This is a genomic window from Clavibacter davisi (assembly GCF_052751415.1).
This window is the reverse complement of sequence record NZ_CP199882.1, coordinates 785,503-801,415: the sequence shown is the minus strand read 5'-3', so window position 1 is coordinate 801,415 and position 15,913 is coordinate 785,503. Positions and strand designations below refer to the sequence as shown.

At 73.4% G+C, this 15,913-nt stretch carries 12 protein-coding genes; 7 read left to right on the top strand and 5 right to left on the bottom strand.

The features are described from left to right. Window positions 1–2: 2 nt before the first annotated feature. The 5 genes from ACU4ZT_RS03970 to ACU4ZT_RS03950 all read right to left on the bottom strand — a co-directional run bounded on the left by ACU4ZT_RS03970 (window position 3) and on the right by ACU4ZT_RS03950 (window position 8,874). Window positions 3–1,682: an ABC transporter substrate-binding protein gene (locus ACU4ZT_RS03970; RefSeq protein ID WP_063070228.1), complete on the bottom strand. Its 1,680-nt coding sequence runs from the start codon at window positions 1,680–1,682 to the stop codon at window positions 3–5. Window positions 1,683–1,838: 156 nt separating this feature from the next. Further along, window positions 1,839–3,803 (bottom strand): glycoside hydrolase family 127 protein, encoded by a 1,965-nt coding sequence (locus ACU4ZT_RS03965; protein ID WP_254654416.1) that lies wholly within the window; start codon window positions 3,801–3,803, stop codon window positions 1,839–1,841. 402 nt (window positions 3,804–4,205) lie between these two features. Continuing rightward, complete coding sequence (gene recQ, locus ACU4ZT_RS03960) at window positions 4,206–6,092, bottom strand: DNA helicase RecQ (protein ID WP_414763807.1); 1,887 nt, start codon at window positions 6,090–6,092, stop codon at window positions 4,206–4,208. 110 nt (window positions 6,093–6,202) lie between these two features. Continuing rightward, window positions 6,203–6,604, bottom strand: coding sequence for a thioredoxin (trxA, locus tag ACU4ZT_RS03955; protein WP_191148364.1), 402 nt, complete (start codon window positions 6,602–6,604; stop codon window positions 6,203–6,205). Window positions 6,605–6,696: 92 nt separating this feature from the next. After that, complete coding sequence (locus ACU4ZT_RS03950; RefSeq protein ID WP_445338005.1) at window positions 6,697–8,874, bottom strand: ExeM/NucH family extracellular endonuclease; 2,178 nt, start codon at window positions 8,872–8,874, stop codon at window positions 6,697–6,699. 286 nt (window positions 8,875–9,160) lie between these two features. On the opposite strand from ACU4ZT_RS03950, the gene ACU4ZT_RS03945 reads away from it, so the two are divergent. From ACU4ZT_RS03945 to ACU4ZT_RS03915, 7 genes are all read left to right on the top strand, one after another. Further along, complete coding sequence (locus tag ACU4ZT_RS03945) at window positions 9,161–10,078, top strand: sugar phosphate isomerase/epimerase family protein (protein WP_445338003.1); 918 nt, start codon at window positions 9,161–9,163, stop codon at window positions 10,076–10,078. Window positions 10,079–10,143: 65 nt separating this feature from the next. Then, window positions 10,144–11,151 carry an inositol 2-dehydrogenase gene (gene iolG / locus ACU4ZT_RS03940; protein ID WP_063070223.1) on the top strand — a complete coding sequence of 336 codons (1,008 nt, stop codon included), beginning with the start codon at window positions 10,144–10,146 and terminating at the stop codon, window positions 11,149–11,151. Window positions 11,152–11,334: 183 nt separating this feature from the next. After that, window positions 11,335–12,315, top strand: coding sequence for a sugar ABC transporter substrate-binding protein (locus tag ACU4ZT_RS03935; protein ID WP_063070222.1), 981 nt, complete (start codon window positions 11,335–11,337; stop codon window positions 12,313–12,315). Window positions 12,316–12,394: 79 nt separating this feature from the next. After that, on the top strand, window positions 12,395–13,438 hold the full coding sequence (locus tag ACU4ZT_RS03930) for an ABC transporter permease (RefSeq protein WP_445338001.1): 1,044 nt from the start codon (window positions 12,395–12,397) through the stop codon (window positions 13,436–13,438). Further along, complete coding sequence (locus ACU4ZT_RS03925) at window positions 13,435–14,244, top strand: ATP-binding cassette domain-containing protein (RefSeq protein WP_445337999.1); 810 nt, start codon at window positions 13,435–13,437, stop codon at window positions 14,242–14,244. The genes ACU4ZT_RS03930 and ACU4ZT_RS03925 overlap by 4 nt, the downstream gene beginning before the upstream one ends. Window positions 14,245–14,296: 52 nt before the next feature. Further along, entirely contained in the window at window positions 14,297–15,058 is a 762-nt protein-coding gene (locus ACU4ZT_RS03920) for a GntR family transcriptional regulator (protein ID WP_445337997.1), read from the top strand. 500 nt (window positions 15,059–15,558) lie between these two features. Then, a complete protein-coding gene (locus tag ACU4ZT_RS03915) occupies window positions 15,559–15,882 on the top strand; it encodes a DUF7882 family protein (RefSeq protein ID WP_414763800.1) in 324 nt (107 codons plus the stop codon). The last annotated feature ends 31 nt before the right edge of the window (window positions 15,883–15,913 follow it).

Sequence of the window (15,913 nt, the reverse complement as noted above, 5' to 3'; positions counted from 1 at the left end):
GCCTACTTCCCCGTGTGGAGGCCGATGGTGGCGAAGTCCGGGGCGCCGTCGTAGATCGGGCTCGAGTACGCGTTCCGCACGTTCTGCCCCAGCACGAGGACGGCCTGGCCGTAGAGCAGCGGCACCACGGGCGCGAGCTGCTGCACCTGCTCGTCGAGGTCGCCCCAGGCGGCGTCGGCGGCCTTCAGGTCGGTCATGGCCGAGACCTCGTCGATCTTCGCGTTGATGCCGGGGTCGTTGATCTGCGAGAGGTTGCTGTTGCCCTTCTCGGGGATCTGGCGCCCGTCGAACAGGATCGGCAGCACCGTGCTGGCGGAGTTCCAGTCGGGGCACCAGCCGGCCTCGGCCGCGTCGTGCTGCTGCGACGTGGTCGCGATGGTCTCGTTGTAGGTCGCCGTGTCGAGCAGGTTGATGGCCACCGTGATGCCGACGCGGGCGAGGGACTGCTGGAGCGCCTCCGCCGCCTTCTGCGAGGTGGGGACGCTGGCCACGTCGAGCGTGATCGTGAAGCCGTCCGAGAGGCCCGCCTCGGCGAGGAGCGCCTTGGCCTTGTCGACGTCGCCCGAGCTGTCGGTGCTGGGGTAGAGGTCGAAGTCCTTGTGGCCGGGGACGCTGCGCGTGAGGACCGTGGACGCGGGCTCCGCGATCATGGGACCGCCCGCCACGTCGGCGAGCGACTTCTTGTCGACCGCGTACGCGATGGCCTGCCGCACGCGCACGTCGCCGAGGTGCGGCTTCGTCGTGTTGAGCGCGAGGTACGTGGTGCACCCGGTGTCGCCCGAGACGGTGCGCGCCTTGATCTGCGGGGTCTGGATGCGGGAGACGGATGCCGCGGTGATCCCGTAGGCGAGGGCGTCCTGGTCGTCGCCCTGTCCGGCGATCATGCGCTCGTCGATGGTCGCCTGGTCGAGCCCCATCGTGAACTGCCACTCGTCCGGCTTCGCCGTCCGGACCTCGTCGGTGGAGGCGTCCCACTCGGGGTTGCGCACGAGCGTGAGCGACTGTCCCTGCGTGCGGGCGCTCACCTTGTACGGCCCGGAGGAGATGGGCTGCTGGTCCATGTTCGTGACCGTGACGCGGTCCTTGTCCACCGGGAACGGCACGAAGGTGCTCTGCGCGGTGACGCTCGCGAACTCGGGCACGGAGCGGTTGAGGTGGAAGACGATGGTCTTCTCGTCGGGGGTCTCGATGGAGGCCAGGTCGCCGGACTGGTACGGGCCCTTGTAGGCGTCGCCGCCCTCGAGGTACATGCGGGCGTAGGGCGAGCCGATGGCGAGCGCGGGGTCGAAGGACCGCTCCACGCCGAACTTCATCGACTGGCTCGTGATCGGGGAGCCGTCCTCGAACTTCACACCGTCCTTGAGCGTGAACGTCCAGACGGTGTCGTCGGCGTTGGGGGTGCCGGTGTCGGTGGCGAGGTCGGGCGCGATCGTGGCGCCGTCCTTGCCCGTGGTCGTGGTGAGCGAGCGGTAGATGAGCCGGTAGAGGTCGGCCAGGTCGGTCTCGTAGCCCATCGCGGGATCGAGGTGCGGGAAGTCCGCGACCTGCAGGACGTGCATCGTGCCGCCCGTGTCGGCGGGGCCCGTGATGTCGGAGGTGGACTTCGCTCCTGCGCCGGCGCAGGAGGTGAGGGCGAGGCTGGCGGCGACGGCCAGCCCGACGGCGGTGATTCGTCTCTTCATCGGACTCTCGTTTCGTGGATGGCGGCCGGAGCGCACCGGGGCGGGAATGACGGACGGGGTCGTGCGATGGGAACTGCGGGAAGGAGGTGCGGGAGGAGGTGCGGGCGTCCGCCCCGGGTCGGGTGGACCCGGGCGGCGCGCGTGCGGGGCGGCGGATCAGCCGGTGTCGGCCGCGCGGATCCAGACCCGCATGGCCCCCGGCGCCCGGTTGCCCCAGAGGGCGTAGGGCACGAGGACCGCGTCGACGGGATCGGGTGACGCGGCGGGGGCGGGGGTGCCGGGGACGACCTCGGGGTAGAGCTCGTCCGGGGCGGGGGCGGAACGTCGGAGGCGCACGGCGAGCGCGACGCCGGGTGCGGGTGCGGCGGGGTCGGCGGCTGCCGGGTCGGCGACCGGACCCCACGGCTCGGCGATCGGGAGCGGCACGATCCGTGCCGTCGCGAGGTCGCGCGGGTCGAGGAGCAGGTCGTCGACGGACGCGCCCGCGTCCTGCTGCTCGACGGCGTAGACGACGGGTCCGCGGGCGACCGCGAGGCTGCCGCGCGTCGCGTCGAGGTGCGGGTGGGATCCGAGGGCGCGCACGGGCATGTCGAGCTCGACCACGAGGGCGTCGCCGGCGGCCCAGGGGCGGGTGACGCGGATCCACCCGTCGCCCGCCCTCGCGTCGACCGCCGCGGTCGTGCCGTCGGCCGCCTGCACGGAGGCGGTCGCGGTGCGGCACCAGCCGGGCCGGCGGATCACGAGCCCGGTCGCGGCACCGGATGCGCGCAGCACCTCGATGCGCACGGCGCCGTCCCACGGGTAGTCGGTGGAGACGCGCACGTCGAGCGCGTCCGTGCGGATGACGCAGGCGGCGGGATGCGCGATCACGAGGTCGTCGCCGTCCTGCACCGCCACGTGGTCCTGCAGCTCGCTCATCCAGCGCACGATGTTCGGCGGGCAGCACGGGCAGGTGAACCACGGGCGGCGCATGAGCTCGCCCTCGGTCTCGGCGCCCGACTGCGCGTGGTGGTCGGGGCGCCGCTGCAGCGGGTTGTCGTAGAAGAAGCCGGTGCCGTCGGCGGAGAGGCCGACCGCGTAGGCGTTCAGCAGCACGGTCTCGTGCGTGTCGAGGAAGCGCGGCTCGCCCGTGGCGAGGAACAGGCGCCAGGCCCACTGCATGACGGCGATCGCGGCGCACGTCTCGCTGTAGGAGCGCTCGCTCGGCAGCTCGTACGCGTCGCCGATGGCCTCGTCCGAGTGGCGGCTGCCGAGGCCGCCGGTCACGTAGAGGCGGGTGCGCACGGCGTCGTCGAAGAGGCGGACGGAGGCGGCGAGCAGCTCCGCGTCGCCCGTCTCCACGGCCACGTCGGTGGCGCCCGCGGCGAGGTACGCCATCCGGACGGCGTGGCCCGTGACGGCGGGCATCTCGCGGAACGGGTGCGCGTCCTGGAAGTACTCGGCCGGGAAGATGCGGATGGCGACGGTGCCGTGCCCGCGCCGGTCGACGAAGGCGGATGCGAGGTCGAGGTACGCGCGCTCCCCCGTCTCGCGATGGAGCTCGACGAGCGCCATCTCGACCTCGGGGTGCCCGCACACCTCGACGCGGCCGTCCGGCCCGAACTCGCGGACGGCGGCGTCCGCGAACCGGCGGGCGACGGCCAGGAGACGGCCGTCGCCGCCCTGCCGGGAGTCGGCGACGGCCGCCTGGATCAGGTGCCCGAGGTTGTAGAGCTCGTGGCCCCAGGCGAGGTCGGTCCAGGGCTCACGGTCGGATCCCGGTCGCTGCACGTACGAGCCGATGTACCCGTCAGCGGCCTGCACGCGCTCGAGCACGTCGGTCGCCTCCGCGAGGAAGGCGCGCGACGCCGCGTCCGCGGTGCCGCGGCCCACCTCGTAGGCGATGCCCTCGAGGGTCTTGTAGACGTCCGTGTCGAGGAACGGGTAGCGCGGGACCGGGCGCTCCCCCGGGCCGTCGACCGCGGCGCGGAGGTCGTCGAGGTTGCCGGCGGCGGTCATGGAGGCGATGGCGTGCGGGATGGTGCGCGCGCGGTTGCGCTCCTGCCACGCGGCGAGGAGCCCGGCCTCGAGGGTGACGGCGGCGGAGCCGAGCGGGCGGCGGCGGCCCGTCCTCGGGTCCACCGCGGGACGCCCGGCGGCCTCGCCTGCCGCACGCGCATGAGCTCCTGTCACAGCCATCCCGCTCCCTCGCTCGGCCTCGGGCGGCCGGTGGTAGGTGACATATTACAAATACGCCATGCGTTGTTGGCAATGGTGATGAAGCGTCTGCGGCCTCCTGTTACACGCTGTTTACACGAGAGGCGTCCGGCGCCGTCTCCCTCTTGCACGGTCCGCTAGCGGCAACGACGACTCCCCACAACCCGCGCCGACGGCCGTGGGCGGACCAGTACGATCGTGGGCAACGGCGACAGCTCTTCGGGTGAGCTGTCCCGCCAGCGCCGGACCGGTCTTCGGGTAAAAGTCGGTCGTGTGCGCGGCTCGGTCCCGCAGCCCTCGAGGCTCGGGACCGGGTCCCTCTCCCGGTCAGACGGTCGGCGCGGCCTCCGCCCGGACGACCTGGAGGAGCCCCTCGCCGTACGTGTCGAGCTTCTTCTGGCCCACGCCCGTGATGCCGGCGAGCTGCCCGAGGTCCTGCGGGCGCACGGTCGCGACCTCGCGCAGGGTGACGTCGGCGAACACGACGTACGCGGGCACGCCCTGCTCCTTCGCCTGCTCCGACCGCCAGGCGCGGAGGGCCTCGAACAGGCCCTGCGCCTCCTCGGGCAGGTCGACGACCTGGCCGCCCTTGGCCCGCGTGGTGCGGGTGCCGCGGCCGCGCACGATGCGCTCCGGCTCCTGCCGCATGGGCACCTTCCGGGCGCCCGTGAGCACGTCGCCGCTGCCCGCCGTGATCACGAGGGTGCCGTAGCCGTCGTCGCTCACGCCGAGGAGGCCCTGCGCGAGCAGCTGCCGGACGACCCCGCGCCACTGCACGTCGGTGAGCTCGCCGCCGATGCCGAACGTGGTGAGCTGGTCGTGCCCCTGCTGCCGCACGCGGTCGGTCTCGTTGCCGAGCAGGATGTCGATGAGGTGCGCGGCCCCGAAGCGCTGGTTCCGCTCCCGCTGCAGCCGCACGATCGTGGACAGCAGCTTCTGCGACGGCACCGTGGCGTCCCACGTCTCGACGGGCTCGAGGCACGTGTCGCAGTTGCCGCAGGGCCCCGTCTCCTCGCCGAAGTAGCGGAGGAGCTGCACGCGCCGGCAGCCGACGGTCTCGCAGAGGGCGAGCATCGCGTCGAGGTGCTGCGACAGGCGCCGGCGGTGCTGCGCGTCGCCCTCGGACTGGTCGATCATGCGGCGCTGCTGCACCACGTCCTGCAGGCCGTAGGCGAGCCACGCGGTGGACGGGAGGCCGTCGCGGCCCGCGCGGCCGGTCTCCTGGTAGTAGCCCTCGATGGACTTGGGCAGGTCGACGTGCGCGACGAAGCGCACGTCCGGCTTGTCGATGCCCATGCCGAACGCGATGGTGGCGCACATGACGATGCCGTCCTCGCGGAGGAAGCGCGCCTGGTTGCGCTGGCGCACGGCGGCGTCGAGGCCCGCGTGGTACGGCAGCGCGGTGATGCCCTGCTTGTTCAGCGCCTCGGCCGTCTGCTCCACGGTCTTCCGCGAGAGGCAGTAGACGATGCCCGCGTCGCCCGCGTGCTCGTTCCGGATGAGGTCGATGAGCTGCTTGCGCGGCTCGGCCTTGGGCACGATGCGGTAGCGGATGTTCGGCCGGTCGAACGAGGAGACGAAGTGGCGCGCGTCCTGCAGGCCGAGCCGCGCCGTGATGTCGGCGTGCGTGGCCTCGTTGGCCGTGGCCGTGAGCGCGATGCGCGGCACGTCCGGCCAGCGCTCCTGGAGCATGGACAGCGCGAGGTAGTCCTTGCGGAAGTCGTGGCCCCACTGGGAGACGCAGTGCGCCTCGTCGATGGCGAAGAGGGCGATGGGCGCCTCGTCGAGCAGGCGCCCCATCCGGTCGAGGATGAGGCGCTCGGGCGCGAGGTAGAGGAGGTCGAGGTCGCCGTCGAGGAGCGCGCGCTCCACCTCGCGGCTGGTCTCGAGGTCTTGCGTGGAGTTGAGGAACGCGGCCTTCACGCCGACCGCCCGGAGCGCGTCGACCTGGTCCTGCATGAGCGCGATGAGGGGCGAGATGACGACGCCGGTGCCCGCGCGCACGAGGCTCGGGATCTGGTAGCAGAGCGACTTGCCGCCGCCCGTGGGCATGAGCACGAGGGCGTCGCCGCCGCCGATGACGTGCTCGACGATCTCCTGCTGGTCGCCGCGGAACGCGTCGTAACCGAAGACCGTGCCGAGGCGCTCGAGGGCGGGGGCCAGCGCGGGGGACGACGGCGCGGCGTCGACGGGAGCGGGAGGGGAGTTGGTCATCGGGGCAATGGTATCCGGGGCGCCCGGCGCGGACGGGGGCGATGCGGTGGCTCGGGACGACGACGGCCCCTCCCGGGTGGGGAGGGGCCGTCGGAGCGGATCGGGCGGGATCAGATGGCGGTGGGGTCCGCGCTCGCGCCGGGCGTCGCCTGCGCGGCCTCGGCGGCGGCCTGCTCCTTGAGGGCGGCCACGTCGACGGCGCGCACCTCCTCGATGAGGGACTCGAGCGCCGGGGCGGGCAGCGCGCCGGCCTGGCTGAAGATGAGGGTCTGGTCCTTGAAGATCATGAGCGTGGGGATGGCGGAGATGTTCGCCTGCTGCGCGAGGAACTGCTGCGCCTCGGTGTCGACCTTGCCGTGGACGATGTCGGCGTGCTTCTCGCTCGACTTGTCGAAGACGGGGGCGAACTGCTTGCAGGGGCCGCACCAGTCGGCCCAGAAGTCGACGACGACGATGCCGTTGGAGTCGACGATGCTCTCGAAGTTCTCCTGTGTGAGCTCGGTGGTGGCCATGGTGCGTCCTCTTCTCGTGTCGCTCGTGCGGTCAGGGGGTCCAACCGGGCGGGACCCGCGGGCATTCCACGCGGGTCCCGTCGGCGGACGGTCTACCAGACGAGGACGATCGACGGCCAGAGCGTGCTCGCGCCGCGCGCCGCGGAGTCGCCCGCGTAGGCGGCGGTGAGCAGGTGGATGCCGCGGGACAGGCGCGGCAGGGTGACGGTCGCGCGGCCCGCGTCGGCCGCGGTCAGGTCGACGGAGGCGATGGCGCGGCCCCCGTCGAGGATCTGCACGCGGCCGGTCGGCGCGGTCGCCGCCGAGGCGAGCTTGACCGCGTACCTCACCGGCTGCCCGCCGCGCACGAGCAGGCGGTCGGCGTACCCGACGAGGTGCGCGGCGTCGCGCACGGTGTCGAGCCCGACCTTCACGGGGTCGTGGTCGCTCGAGCGGAAGGCGCTGGATCCGTCGGTGGCGGCGCCGCCGTACTCGCGCGCGGCCCACTCGGGCGCGTTGACGTCCCAGACGCCCACGCCCGTGACGCGGTCGGCGCCGGCGCGCGTCGCGAGGACGTGGTCGAGGGATCCGACCTCGCCGTCGAACGAGTACGTGCGCTCCCCCGGGGCCTTCGCGGGCACCAGGTCGACGAAGCCCGCGTCGCGGAGGACCTGGATCGGGTCCTCCTCCGAGTACGCGTTGAAGTCGCCGAGGAGGTAGACGAGGTCGGATCCGCTCGACGCCTGCAGCTCGCCCGCGAAGCGCGCCACGGCCTTCGCCTGCGCGACGCGGTCGGCGTTGAAGAAGCCCTGGCCGTCGGCCGGCTGCGTGCCCGAGCCCGACTTCGACTTGAGATGGTTCGCGACGACCGTGAAGGTCTGGTCGCCGCCGCGGAACGACTGCGCGATCGGCTCGCGGGCGTTGCCCCAGACCGACTCGTCGATCTGCGTGGCCGCAGCGCCGACCGGCGTCACGGCGTCCGTGCGGTAGATGATCGCGTTCTGGATCTCGTCCGTCGGCGTCGACTGCAACGCGGCCGGGGTGCGCACGTAGTCCCACACCGGCTTCCCCGCCGCGTCGTTCAGGCCGCGCACGAGGTCGGCGGTCGCGGTGTCGGCCGGCTCGCCGAAGCGGGTCGAGTTCTCGATCTCCATGAGGGTCACGACCTGCGCGTCGAGCCCCGTGATGGCCGTGACGATCTTGGCCCGCTGCCGCTGGAACTCCGCGGCCGTCTTCGCGCCGCGCTCGCCGAGCGTCGTGAAGTAGTTGAGGACGTTGAAGCCGGCGATGTGCACGTCGCCGCCCACCTCGGGCGAGGACGCGGGCCGCGGGTTCGCGCTCGTGAAGGTGGGCACGCGGCCGGTCGCGTCGAGCGAGGTGAGGGGCGTCGTGGGCTGGAGGCGCCAGTCGTCGAAGCCGTAGGCGAGCACGTAGGGCGTGGTCGGGAAGACCGGCGCGTCGCCGTTGCGGACGACCCGATCGGCCGAGTAGTAGGGCTGCGTCGCGCCCGCGGGGTAGGCCGCGTTCGTGAGCTGGATGTTGTAGCCGTCGTCCAGCAGGAGGCGGCGCGCGCGGTTGTCGGCGGCGATCCGGTCGGCCTCGGCGCCCGGGCGCACGACGTCGGTGGCCTTGACGGGGAGGTCGGCGCCGGCGCTCAGCCAGAGGGTGCCGTAGGTGTCGAGCTGATGCGCGGATCCGACCCGGTAGTCGCCCGTCGGGGTCACGAGCATGCTCTCGAGCGACTCGCGGTCGGCGCCGCGGAGCGTGTCGGGCAGCGCGGTCGGGGCCGGGACGCCGACCGCGGCCTCGACGAGGTCGGTCGCGGTCGCGGCGATCTGGGTCTGTCCCTGGCGCTCGGACGCGGTGCCCGTGACGCGCACGAGGTCGCCGATCGCGACGGCCGGGTCGGCGCTCGCGAGGTAGACGAATACGCCGTCGGAGGCGCCGGGCGTCGCGTCGGTCGGGCCGCCGGAGCCGCGGGTCTGGATCACGATCCCCGCGTAGCCGCTCGCGCCGCGGTAGTCGGCCGTGACGACGCCCTCGACGGTGACGGCCTTGCCCGCGAACGGGGTCGCGCTGCCGGTGCCCTGCACGTCGGCGATGGAGACGGTCGCGGCCTGGGCGGGACCGGCGACGAGCGCGGAGAGGCCGAGCGCCAGCGCGGTCGCGACGGCGAGCGGGCGGGCGATGCGGCGGGCTTGCCCCGATCGGCGCTCCGGGGATCCGGATGCGGGTGCGGTCTCGGTGCAGGTCATGGCGTCGTCCCCCTCGGCGTCGCGGTTCCCCCACATGGGGGATCCTCCTGCGAGCGTAGGCGGGCCGCGGGCCGGGCGGGAGGCCGCGGCCGGATCGTCACCGGGTCGTCATGCGCCCGTCATGCAGGGCGCCCGGCCGCCGGCCGCGGGGCATGCGCGCGGCGCGGATCGGACGACGACGGAGGCACCGGACCACGTACTATCGTCAGGACAAACATCCGCGCTCGACGGCCCGAGGAGCAGTGCGACGCCGCATGGTCCAGACCCGCACCACCCCCGCCGCGTCCGCGGCCCGCACGACCCGACCCCTGGGATCCGCCGCGTGAGGGCCACCGTCGCGGGCGCGCCCGTGAGCTTCGGCGTGTTCGAGCTGACGCCCGAGGGCGCCGAGGTCGTGACGCCCGACGACATGGTGGAGGCGCTCGCGGAGACCGGGTACGCGGGCATCGACCTCGGCCCCGTCGGGTACCTCGGCCGCGGGCGGGAGCTCCGGGACCGGCTCGCGGGAGCGGGCCTCGAGCTCGCGGGCGGCTGGATCCAGCTACCCCTCTCCGACGATGACGCGTTCGCGGCCTCCCTCCCCGATCTGCACGCGTCGCTCCGCGTCTTCCAGGAGGCGGCCGAGGCGGGGCCCGCGCGCCTGCCGCTCCCGACGCTCGCCGACGGCGGATCCGCGGCGCGCGCCGCCGCTCCCGGCCGCGGCCACGAGGCCGACCCGCTCGACGACGCCGCCTGGTCGCGGCTCGTGCGCAACACCGCGCGCGCCGCGGACATCACGCGCGCCGCGGGCTTCGAGCCGACCTTCCACCACCACGCCGGCACGTTCGTCGAGTCGCCCGCGGAGGTCGACCGGTTCCTCGACGCCGTGGACGTGGGCCTCACGCTCGACACCGGGCACCTCGTCATCGCGGGCGGCGACCCGGTCGCGGCCGTCGCGCGGTGGGGGTCGCGGATCACGCACCTGCACCTCAAGGACGTCGACGGCGCCGAGCTCCGGCGCGTGCTCGCGGCCGGCGGCGGCATGCGGGAGGTGTGGTCCTCCGGCGCGTTCGCGGCGTTCGGCCGCGGCGACGTCGACCTCGCGAGCGTCCTGACCGCGATCGAGGCCCAGGGCTACGACGGCTGGATCGTCGTGGAGCAGGACGTGCTCAACGCCCCCGACGCCGACATCCGCGCCTTCCGCGCCGAGCGCACGGAGGACCAGCGCGTGAACCGCGAGGCCCTCCGCGCCTGGGCCTGAGCCGCCCGATCCGCCCCGCACGCGCCCCCGCGCGCACGACCCCTGAGAGACACGAGGATGCCGCCATGACCACGACCCCCCTGCGCTTCGGCCTGATCGGCACCGGCCGCATCGGCCAGGTCCACGCCGCGAACATCGCCGCGGATCCGGACGCCGAGCTCGCGTGGATCTGCGACCCCTTCGTGGACGGCGCGCACGCCCTCTCCGCACGGCTCGGCGGACGGGTGACGGCGGACGCGACGGAGATGATGGCGTCCGGCGGCATAGACGCCGTGCTCATCGCGTCCCCCACGCCCACGCACGTCGACCTCATCGCGGCGGCGATCGACCACGGCCTGCCCGTGCTCTGCGAGAAGCCCATCGACCTCGACATCGCCCGGGTGGACGCGCTCCTCCCCCGCGTGCGCTCCGCCGGCGTGCCCGTCGCGCTCGGCTTCAACCGGCGGTTCGACCCGGCCTTCGCGGAGGCGCGCGCCCGCGTGGCGGCCGGCGAGGTCGGCGAGCTGGAGCAGCTGTCGATCGTGAGCCGCGACCCGTCCGCGCCGCCCGCCGCGTACGTCGGCGTCTCCGGCGGGATCTTCCGCGACATGACCATCCACGACCTCGACATGGCGCGCTTCTTCCTGCCGGACATCGTGGAGGTGCAGGCCACCGGATCCACGACCTTCGACCCCGGCGCGCGCGAGCACGGCGACTTCGACACGGCCGTCGTGACGCTCCGGGCGTCCACCGGCGCGCTCGTCGTCATCACGAACTCGCGGCACAGCGCGGTCGGGTACGACCAGCGGATCGAGGCGTTCGGCTCGCGCGGATCCCTCCAGGTGGCGAACGCGCTCACGAGCCTCGTCAGCGTCTCGACCGCCACGAGCGTCGAGGGCAAGCCGCCCTACCAGGACTTCTTCCTCGAGCGCTACGCCGCCGCGTACGTCGCCGAGCTGCGCGCCTTCATCCGCCTGGCCCGCGGCGAGGAGTCCGACAGCCCGACGTTCGAGGACGGCCGCGCGGCCCTCGTGCTCGCGGACGCCGCGCAGCGCTCGGCCGTCGAGCGGGTGGCGGTGCCCGTCTCGCTCTGACGCCGGACGCCCCGCGGGACGCCCCGCCGGATGACGCCCTCCGCCCCCGACGGCGGACGGGCGGCGTCGTCGCGCGCCGACACGGCCCGGCGAGAGGGCAGACTGGCATGTCGGGCCGGCCCAGTCGGCCCGCCGACGACGTCATGGACCCCGCGCGGGCGTCCGCTCGACAAGGAGCCTTCGATGAAGAACCGATTCCTCGCCCCCCTCGGCCTCGCGGTCGCCGCGGGCCTCCTCCTCACCTCGTGCGCGGGCACCGGCCAGGATCCCGCACCCGCCGCGGGCGGCGGCAGCGGCGGCGGCGGGGACCTCACCTTCGCGGTGGTCACGCACTCGGGTCCCGGCGACGCCTTCTGGGACCGCGTCAAGGCGGGCGCGGAGAAGGCCGGCGCGGGCGACGGCGCGAAGGTCACCTACAGCGCCGACCCGGATCCCGCCAAGCAGTCCCAGCTCATCGACAACGCGGTCGCGCAGCGGGTGGACGGCATCGTCGTCTCGATGGCGAACCCCGACGGCCTGAGGGACAGCGTCGAGAAGGCCGTCGCCGCGGGCATCCCCGTGGTCACGATCAACTCCGGGATCGAGCGCTCGGCCGAGTTCGGCGCCCTCGTGCACGTCGGCCAGAGCGAGACGGTCGCGGGCGAGGCGGTCGGGAAGCGGCTCGGCGACGCCGGGCTCGGGAACGTGCTGTGCGTGATCCAGGAGGCCGGCAACGTGGGCCTCGAGGAGCGCTGCGCGTCCGCGGCGAGCGCCTTCCCCGGGCGGATGGCGAACCTCCAGGTCGACGGCACGAACGACGCCGACGTGAAGGCGACCATCAAGTCGAAGCTGCAGGCGGATCCGTCCATCGACGGCGTCCTCACGCTCGGCGGCCAGTACGCGATGGACGCGGTCGGCGCCGTGGACGAGTCCGGCAGCGGAGCGCGGATCGGCACCTTCGACCTCTCGGAGGACGTCGTCGCCGCGGTCGAGTCCGGCTCGATCCTCTTCGCGGTCGACCAGCAGCCCTACGTGCAGGGGTTCATGGGCATCACGGCGCTCGACCTCCACGCCACCACCGGCACCGTCTTAGGCGGCGGCCAGCCCGTGTACTCGGGGCCCGCGTTCGTGACGAAGGACGACGCGGCCGAGGTCGCCGAGTTCGCGAAGGACGGCACCCGCTGACCGGCCCGGCCGGGCCCGCCCGGCCCGGCACCCCCGATCCCCCATCCCCGCACCGCACCCCTCACCCAAGGAGCACGCGTTGACCCCGACGGACACCGCGCCGACCGCCCCGAGGCCGCGCCTCGGCGACGGGCCCATCCGGAAGATCCTCGCCCGGCCCGAGATCGGCGCCCTCGCCGCCGCCCTCGCCGTGCTCGTGTTCTTCTCCCTCTCCACGCCGCAGTTCCTCACCCTCGGCGGGGCGGGAGTGTGGCTCGAGTCGGCGTCGACCTTCGGGATCATGGCGGTCGCCGTCGCGATGCTCATGATCGGCGGCGAGTTCGACCTCTCGGCCGGCGTGATGACGGGGTTCTCGGCGCTCGTGGTCGGCATCCTCACGTCGCACTACGGCCTGAGCATCTGGGTGTCGGTCGTCGTCTCGCTCGCGGCGGCCCTCGCGATCGGGGCGCTCAACGGGTTCCTCGTGATGAAAACGGGGCTGCCGAGCTTCATCGTCACGCTCGGCACGTTCTTCGCGCTCGCGGGCGTCGACCTCGCGGTGACCAAGGCCATCACCGGCCAGGTCGCGATCCAGGGCATGACCAAGGTGCCGTCCTACGACCAGATCCAGCCGATCTTCGGCTCGTCGCTCCAGATCGGCGGCGGCAACTTCTACGTCTCGGTGCTGTGGTGGCTCCTGGTCGCGGCCGTCGCCACGTGGATCCTGCTGCGCACCCGCGCCGGCAACTGGATCTTCGCGGTCGGCGGCGCGAAGGAGTCCGCCCGCCAGGTGGGCGTGCCGGTGTTCAAGACCAAGATCGGCCTCTTCATGGGGACCGCGGGCGCGGCCTGGCTCGTCGGCATGATCTCGCTGTTCCGCACCTCCACGGTGCAGGCGAACACGGGCGTCGGGCAGGAGTTCATCTACATCATCTGCGCGGTCGTGGGCGGCTGCCTGCTGACGGGCGGGTTCGGCTCGGCGATCGGCGCGGCGCTCGGCGCGCTCATCTACGGCATGGTCTTCCAGGGCATCACCTTCGCCCAGTGGGACACGAACTGGCTGCGCACGATCCTCGGCGGGATGCTGCTCGCCGCGGTGCTCCTGAACGACCTGGTGCGCCGCCGCGCGGGAGGCGGACGGTGACGGCCATCCTCGAGGTGCGCGACCTCGGCAAGTCGTACGGCGCCGTCACCGCGCTCACGGGCGTCTCGACCGTCGTCGACGCGGGCCGGGTCACGTGCGTGCTGGGCGACAACGGCGCCGGCAAGTCGACCTTCATCAAGGTGCTCGCGGGCGTGCACGCGCCGAGCGCGGGCACGATGCTGCTCGACGGCGAGCCCGTGGTCCTCGCGTCCCCGCGGCAGGCGCTGCAAGCCGGCATCGCGACCGTCCACCAGGACCTCGCGGTCGTGCCGCTCATGCCCGTGTGGCGGAACTTCTTCCTCGGCTCCGAGATCACCACGGGGCGGGGGCCGTTCCGCCGGCTCGACGTGGCGGCCATGAAGGCGATCACCCGCGAGCAGCTCGCGCGGATGGGCATCGACCTCCGCGACGTCGACCAGCCCATCGGCACGCTGTCCGGCGGCGAGCGCCAGTGCGTCGCCATCGCCCGGGCCGTGCACTTCGGCGCCCGCGTGCTGATCCTCGACGAGCCGACCGCGGCCCTCGGCGTCACGCAGTCGGGCATCGTGCTCCGCCACATCGCCCGCTCGCGCGACCAGGGGCTCGGTGTGGTCTTCATCACGCACAACCCGCACCACGCGTTCCCGGTGGGCGACCGGTTCCTGCTGCTCAACCGCGGATCCAGCCTCGGCACGTTCGAGAAGGACGAGATCACGCTCGGGGAGCTCACGACCCTCATGGCCGGAGGGGCGGAGCTCGACTCCCTGGCGCACGAGCTGGCGCGCGACGGCGACCCGGACGGGGGTCGGACCCCGGCGGGCGCGTGAGCCGCCCCATGCCAGGATGAGGCGTTGACCTGACACCGAGGGAGCGATCCGGATGACGCAACCGGAGCAGATCCTGCCCCCCGACCTGTTCCTCGCGCTCGACCGCTCCGGACCCGTGCCGCTCTACTACCAGGTGGCCAACCTGCTGGAGACGGCGATCCACGACGGCACGCTCCCCGCGGGAGCCCGGCTCGAGAACGAGATCGCCCTCGGCGCCCGGCTCGGCCTCTCGCGGCCGACCATCCGCCGGGCCATCCAGGACCTCGTCGACAAGGGCCTGCTCGTCCGCCGCCGCGGCATCGGCACGCAGGTCGTGCACGGCCGCGTCACCCGCAACGTCGAGCTGACGAGCCTCCACGAGGACCTCGAGCGGCAGGGCCAGAAGCCGGCCACGCAGCTGCTGTCCTCCTCGCGCGGCGAGGCCGACGAGCGCGTCGCGGAGTCGCTCGGCGTCGAGGTCGGCAGCCCCGTGCTGCACCTCACGCGGCTCCGCACGGCCGACGGCGTGCCGCTCGCGATCCTCGACAACGTGCTCCCGGAGCCCTTCGTCGACCTGGATCCCGAGGAGCTCACCACCCGCGGGCTGTACCAGCTGCTGCGCGGCCGCGGTGTGATCATGCGGGTAGCCAAGCAGCGCATCGGCGCCCGCGCGGCCACCGCGTCCGAGGGCCGCCTGCTCGACCTGCCCCGGGGCGGCGCCGTGCTCACCATGTCGCGCACGGCGTTCGACAGCTCGGGCCGCGCGGTCGAGCACGGGCAGCACTGCTACCGGCCGGACCTCTATTCGTTCGAGATCACGCTCGTCGACCGCTAGGCCCGTCGGCCGGTCGCCCCGGCGGCAGAGGTCGGGGTCGGGTCCGGTAGCAGAATCGGCTTCCGCGAGTCAAGGGTCAGGCCCGGGCGAGCAGGACGACGCGACCTGCCGCTACCGTCGGCACCAGGATCGTGGACCCGCACGAACCCGAATCGGAGGACGCGACCGAGACCGCCCGCGAGGGCCGACGGTCGCGCGATCCCGCCCGCAGCGGACCCGGACGACGCTGCGGGCCGAGCCCGGGACGACCCCACCACAGCGTCGTCCCGGGCTCACCTCCGCCGGCCCGGCGAATGCCGACGCCTGGTCGGGAAGTGAAGAAGTCGGCCGCGCGCGCGGCGAGATGCGGGCCCGCGTGATTAGGCTCGATCCACGCCATCGAGCCGCTCCCCGCGAGCTCGTCGCGCGCCGCGTCCGAGGGCATCCCGCCGGAGGACCCGGCCGCGGACGGCGCGCACGCGGGACGGGCCCGCTGCTCCACACCCGAGAGAGAGCCGCGCATGGGCCACCTCGTCTACGACTCCGGCACCCGCACCGAGATGGACGACCGGGCGCTCGCCCACCTGCAGATCGTGATCCTCAACAAGCTCCGGCGGAAGGAGGCGTTCGCGTTCTCCTGGAAGAACCCCGCCTCCGAGGGCGACGGACGCCGCACGATCTGGATCGCCCCCGAGATCCCGCTCGAGTTCGTCTACCTCGGCGGACGCGCGCCCTCCATCAACATGGTGTGGGTCGAGGCGATGATGCTCGCCGCCAACACGTCCGCCGGCCTCCACCTCGTCCGCGAGCCCGCGGCCGCCCCGGACAGCTCGACCACCCCCTGACGCACCGCGTCCCGCAGACCCGCACCCCGAT

Coding starts and splice junctions, on each gene's coding strand:
- iolG (WP_063070223.1), top strand. CDS start 10,144: ATGACCACGACCCCCCTGCGCTTCGGCCTGATCGGCACCGGCCGCATC.
- ACU4ZT_RS03970 (WP_063070228.1), bottom strand. CDS start 1,682: ATGAAGAGACGAATCACCGCCGTCGGGCTGGCCGTCGCCGCCAGCCTC.
- trxA (WP_191148364.1), bottom strand. CDS start 6,604: ATGGCCACCACCGAGCTCACACAGGAGAACTTCGAGAGCATCGTCGAC.
- ACU4ZT_RS03935 (WP_063070222.1), top strand. CDS start 11,335: ATGAAGAACCGATTCCTCGCCCCCCTCGGCCTCGCGGTCGCCGCGGGC.
- recQ (WP_414763807.1), bottom strand. CDS start 6,092: ATGACCAACTCCCCTCCCGCTCCCGTCGACGCCGCGCCGTCGTCCCCC.
- ACU4ZT_RS03915 (WP_414763800.1), top strand. CDS start 15,559: ATGGGCCACCTCGTCTACGACTCCGGCACCCGCACCGAGATGGACGAC.
- ACU4ZT_RS03950 (WP_445338005.1), bottom strand. CDS start 8,874: ATGTGGGGGAACCGCGACGCCGAGGGGGACGACGCCATGACCTGCACC.
- ACU4ZT_RS03920 (WP_445337997.1), top strand. CDS start 14,297: ATGACGCAACCGGAGCAGATCCTGCCCCCCGACCTGTTCCTCGCGCTC.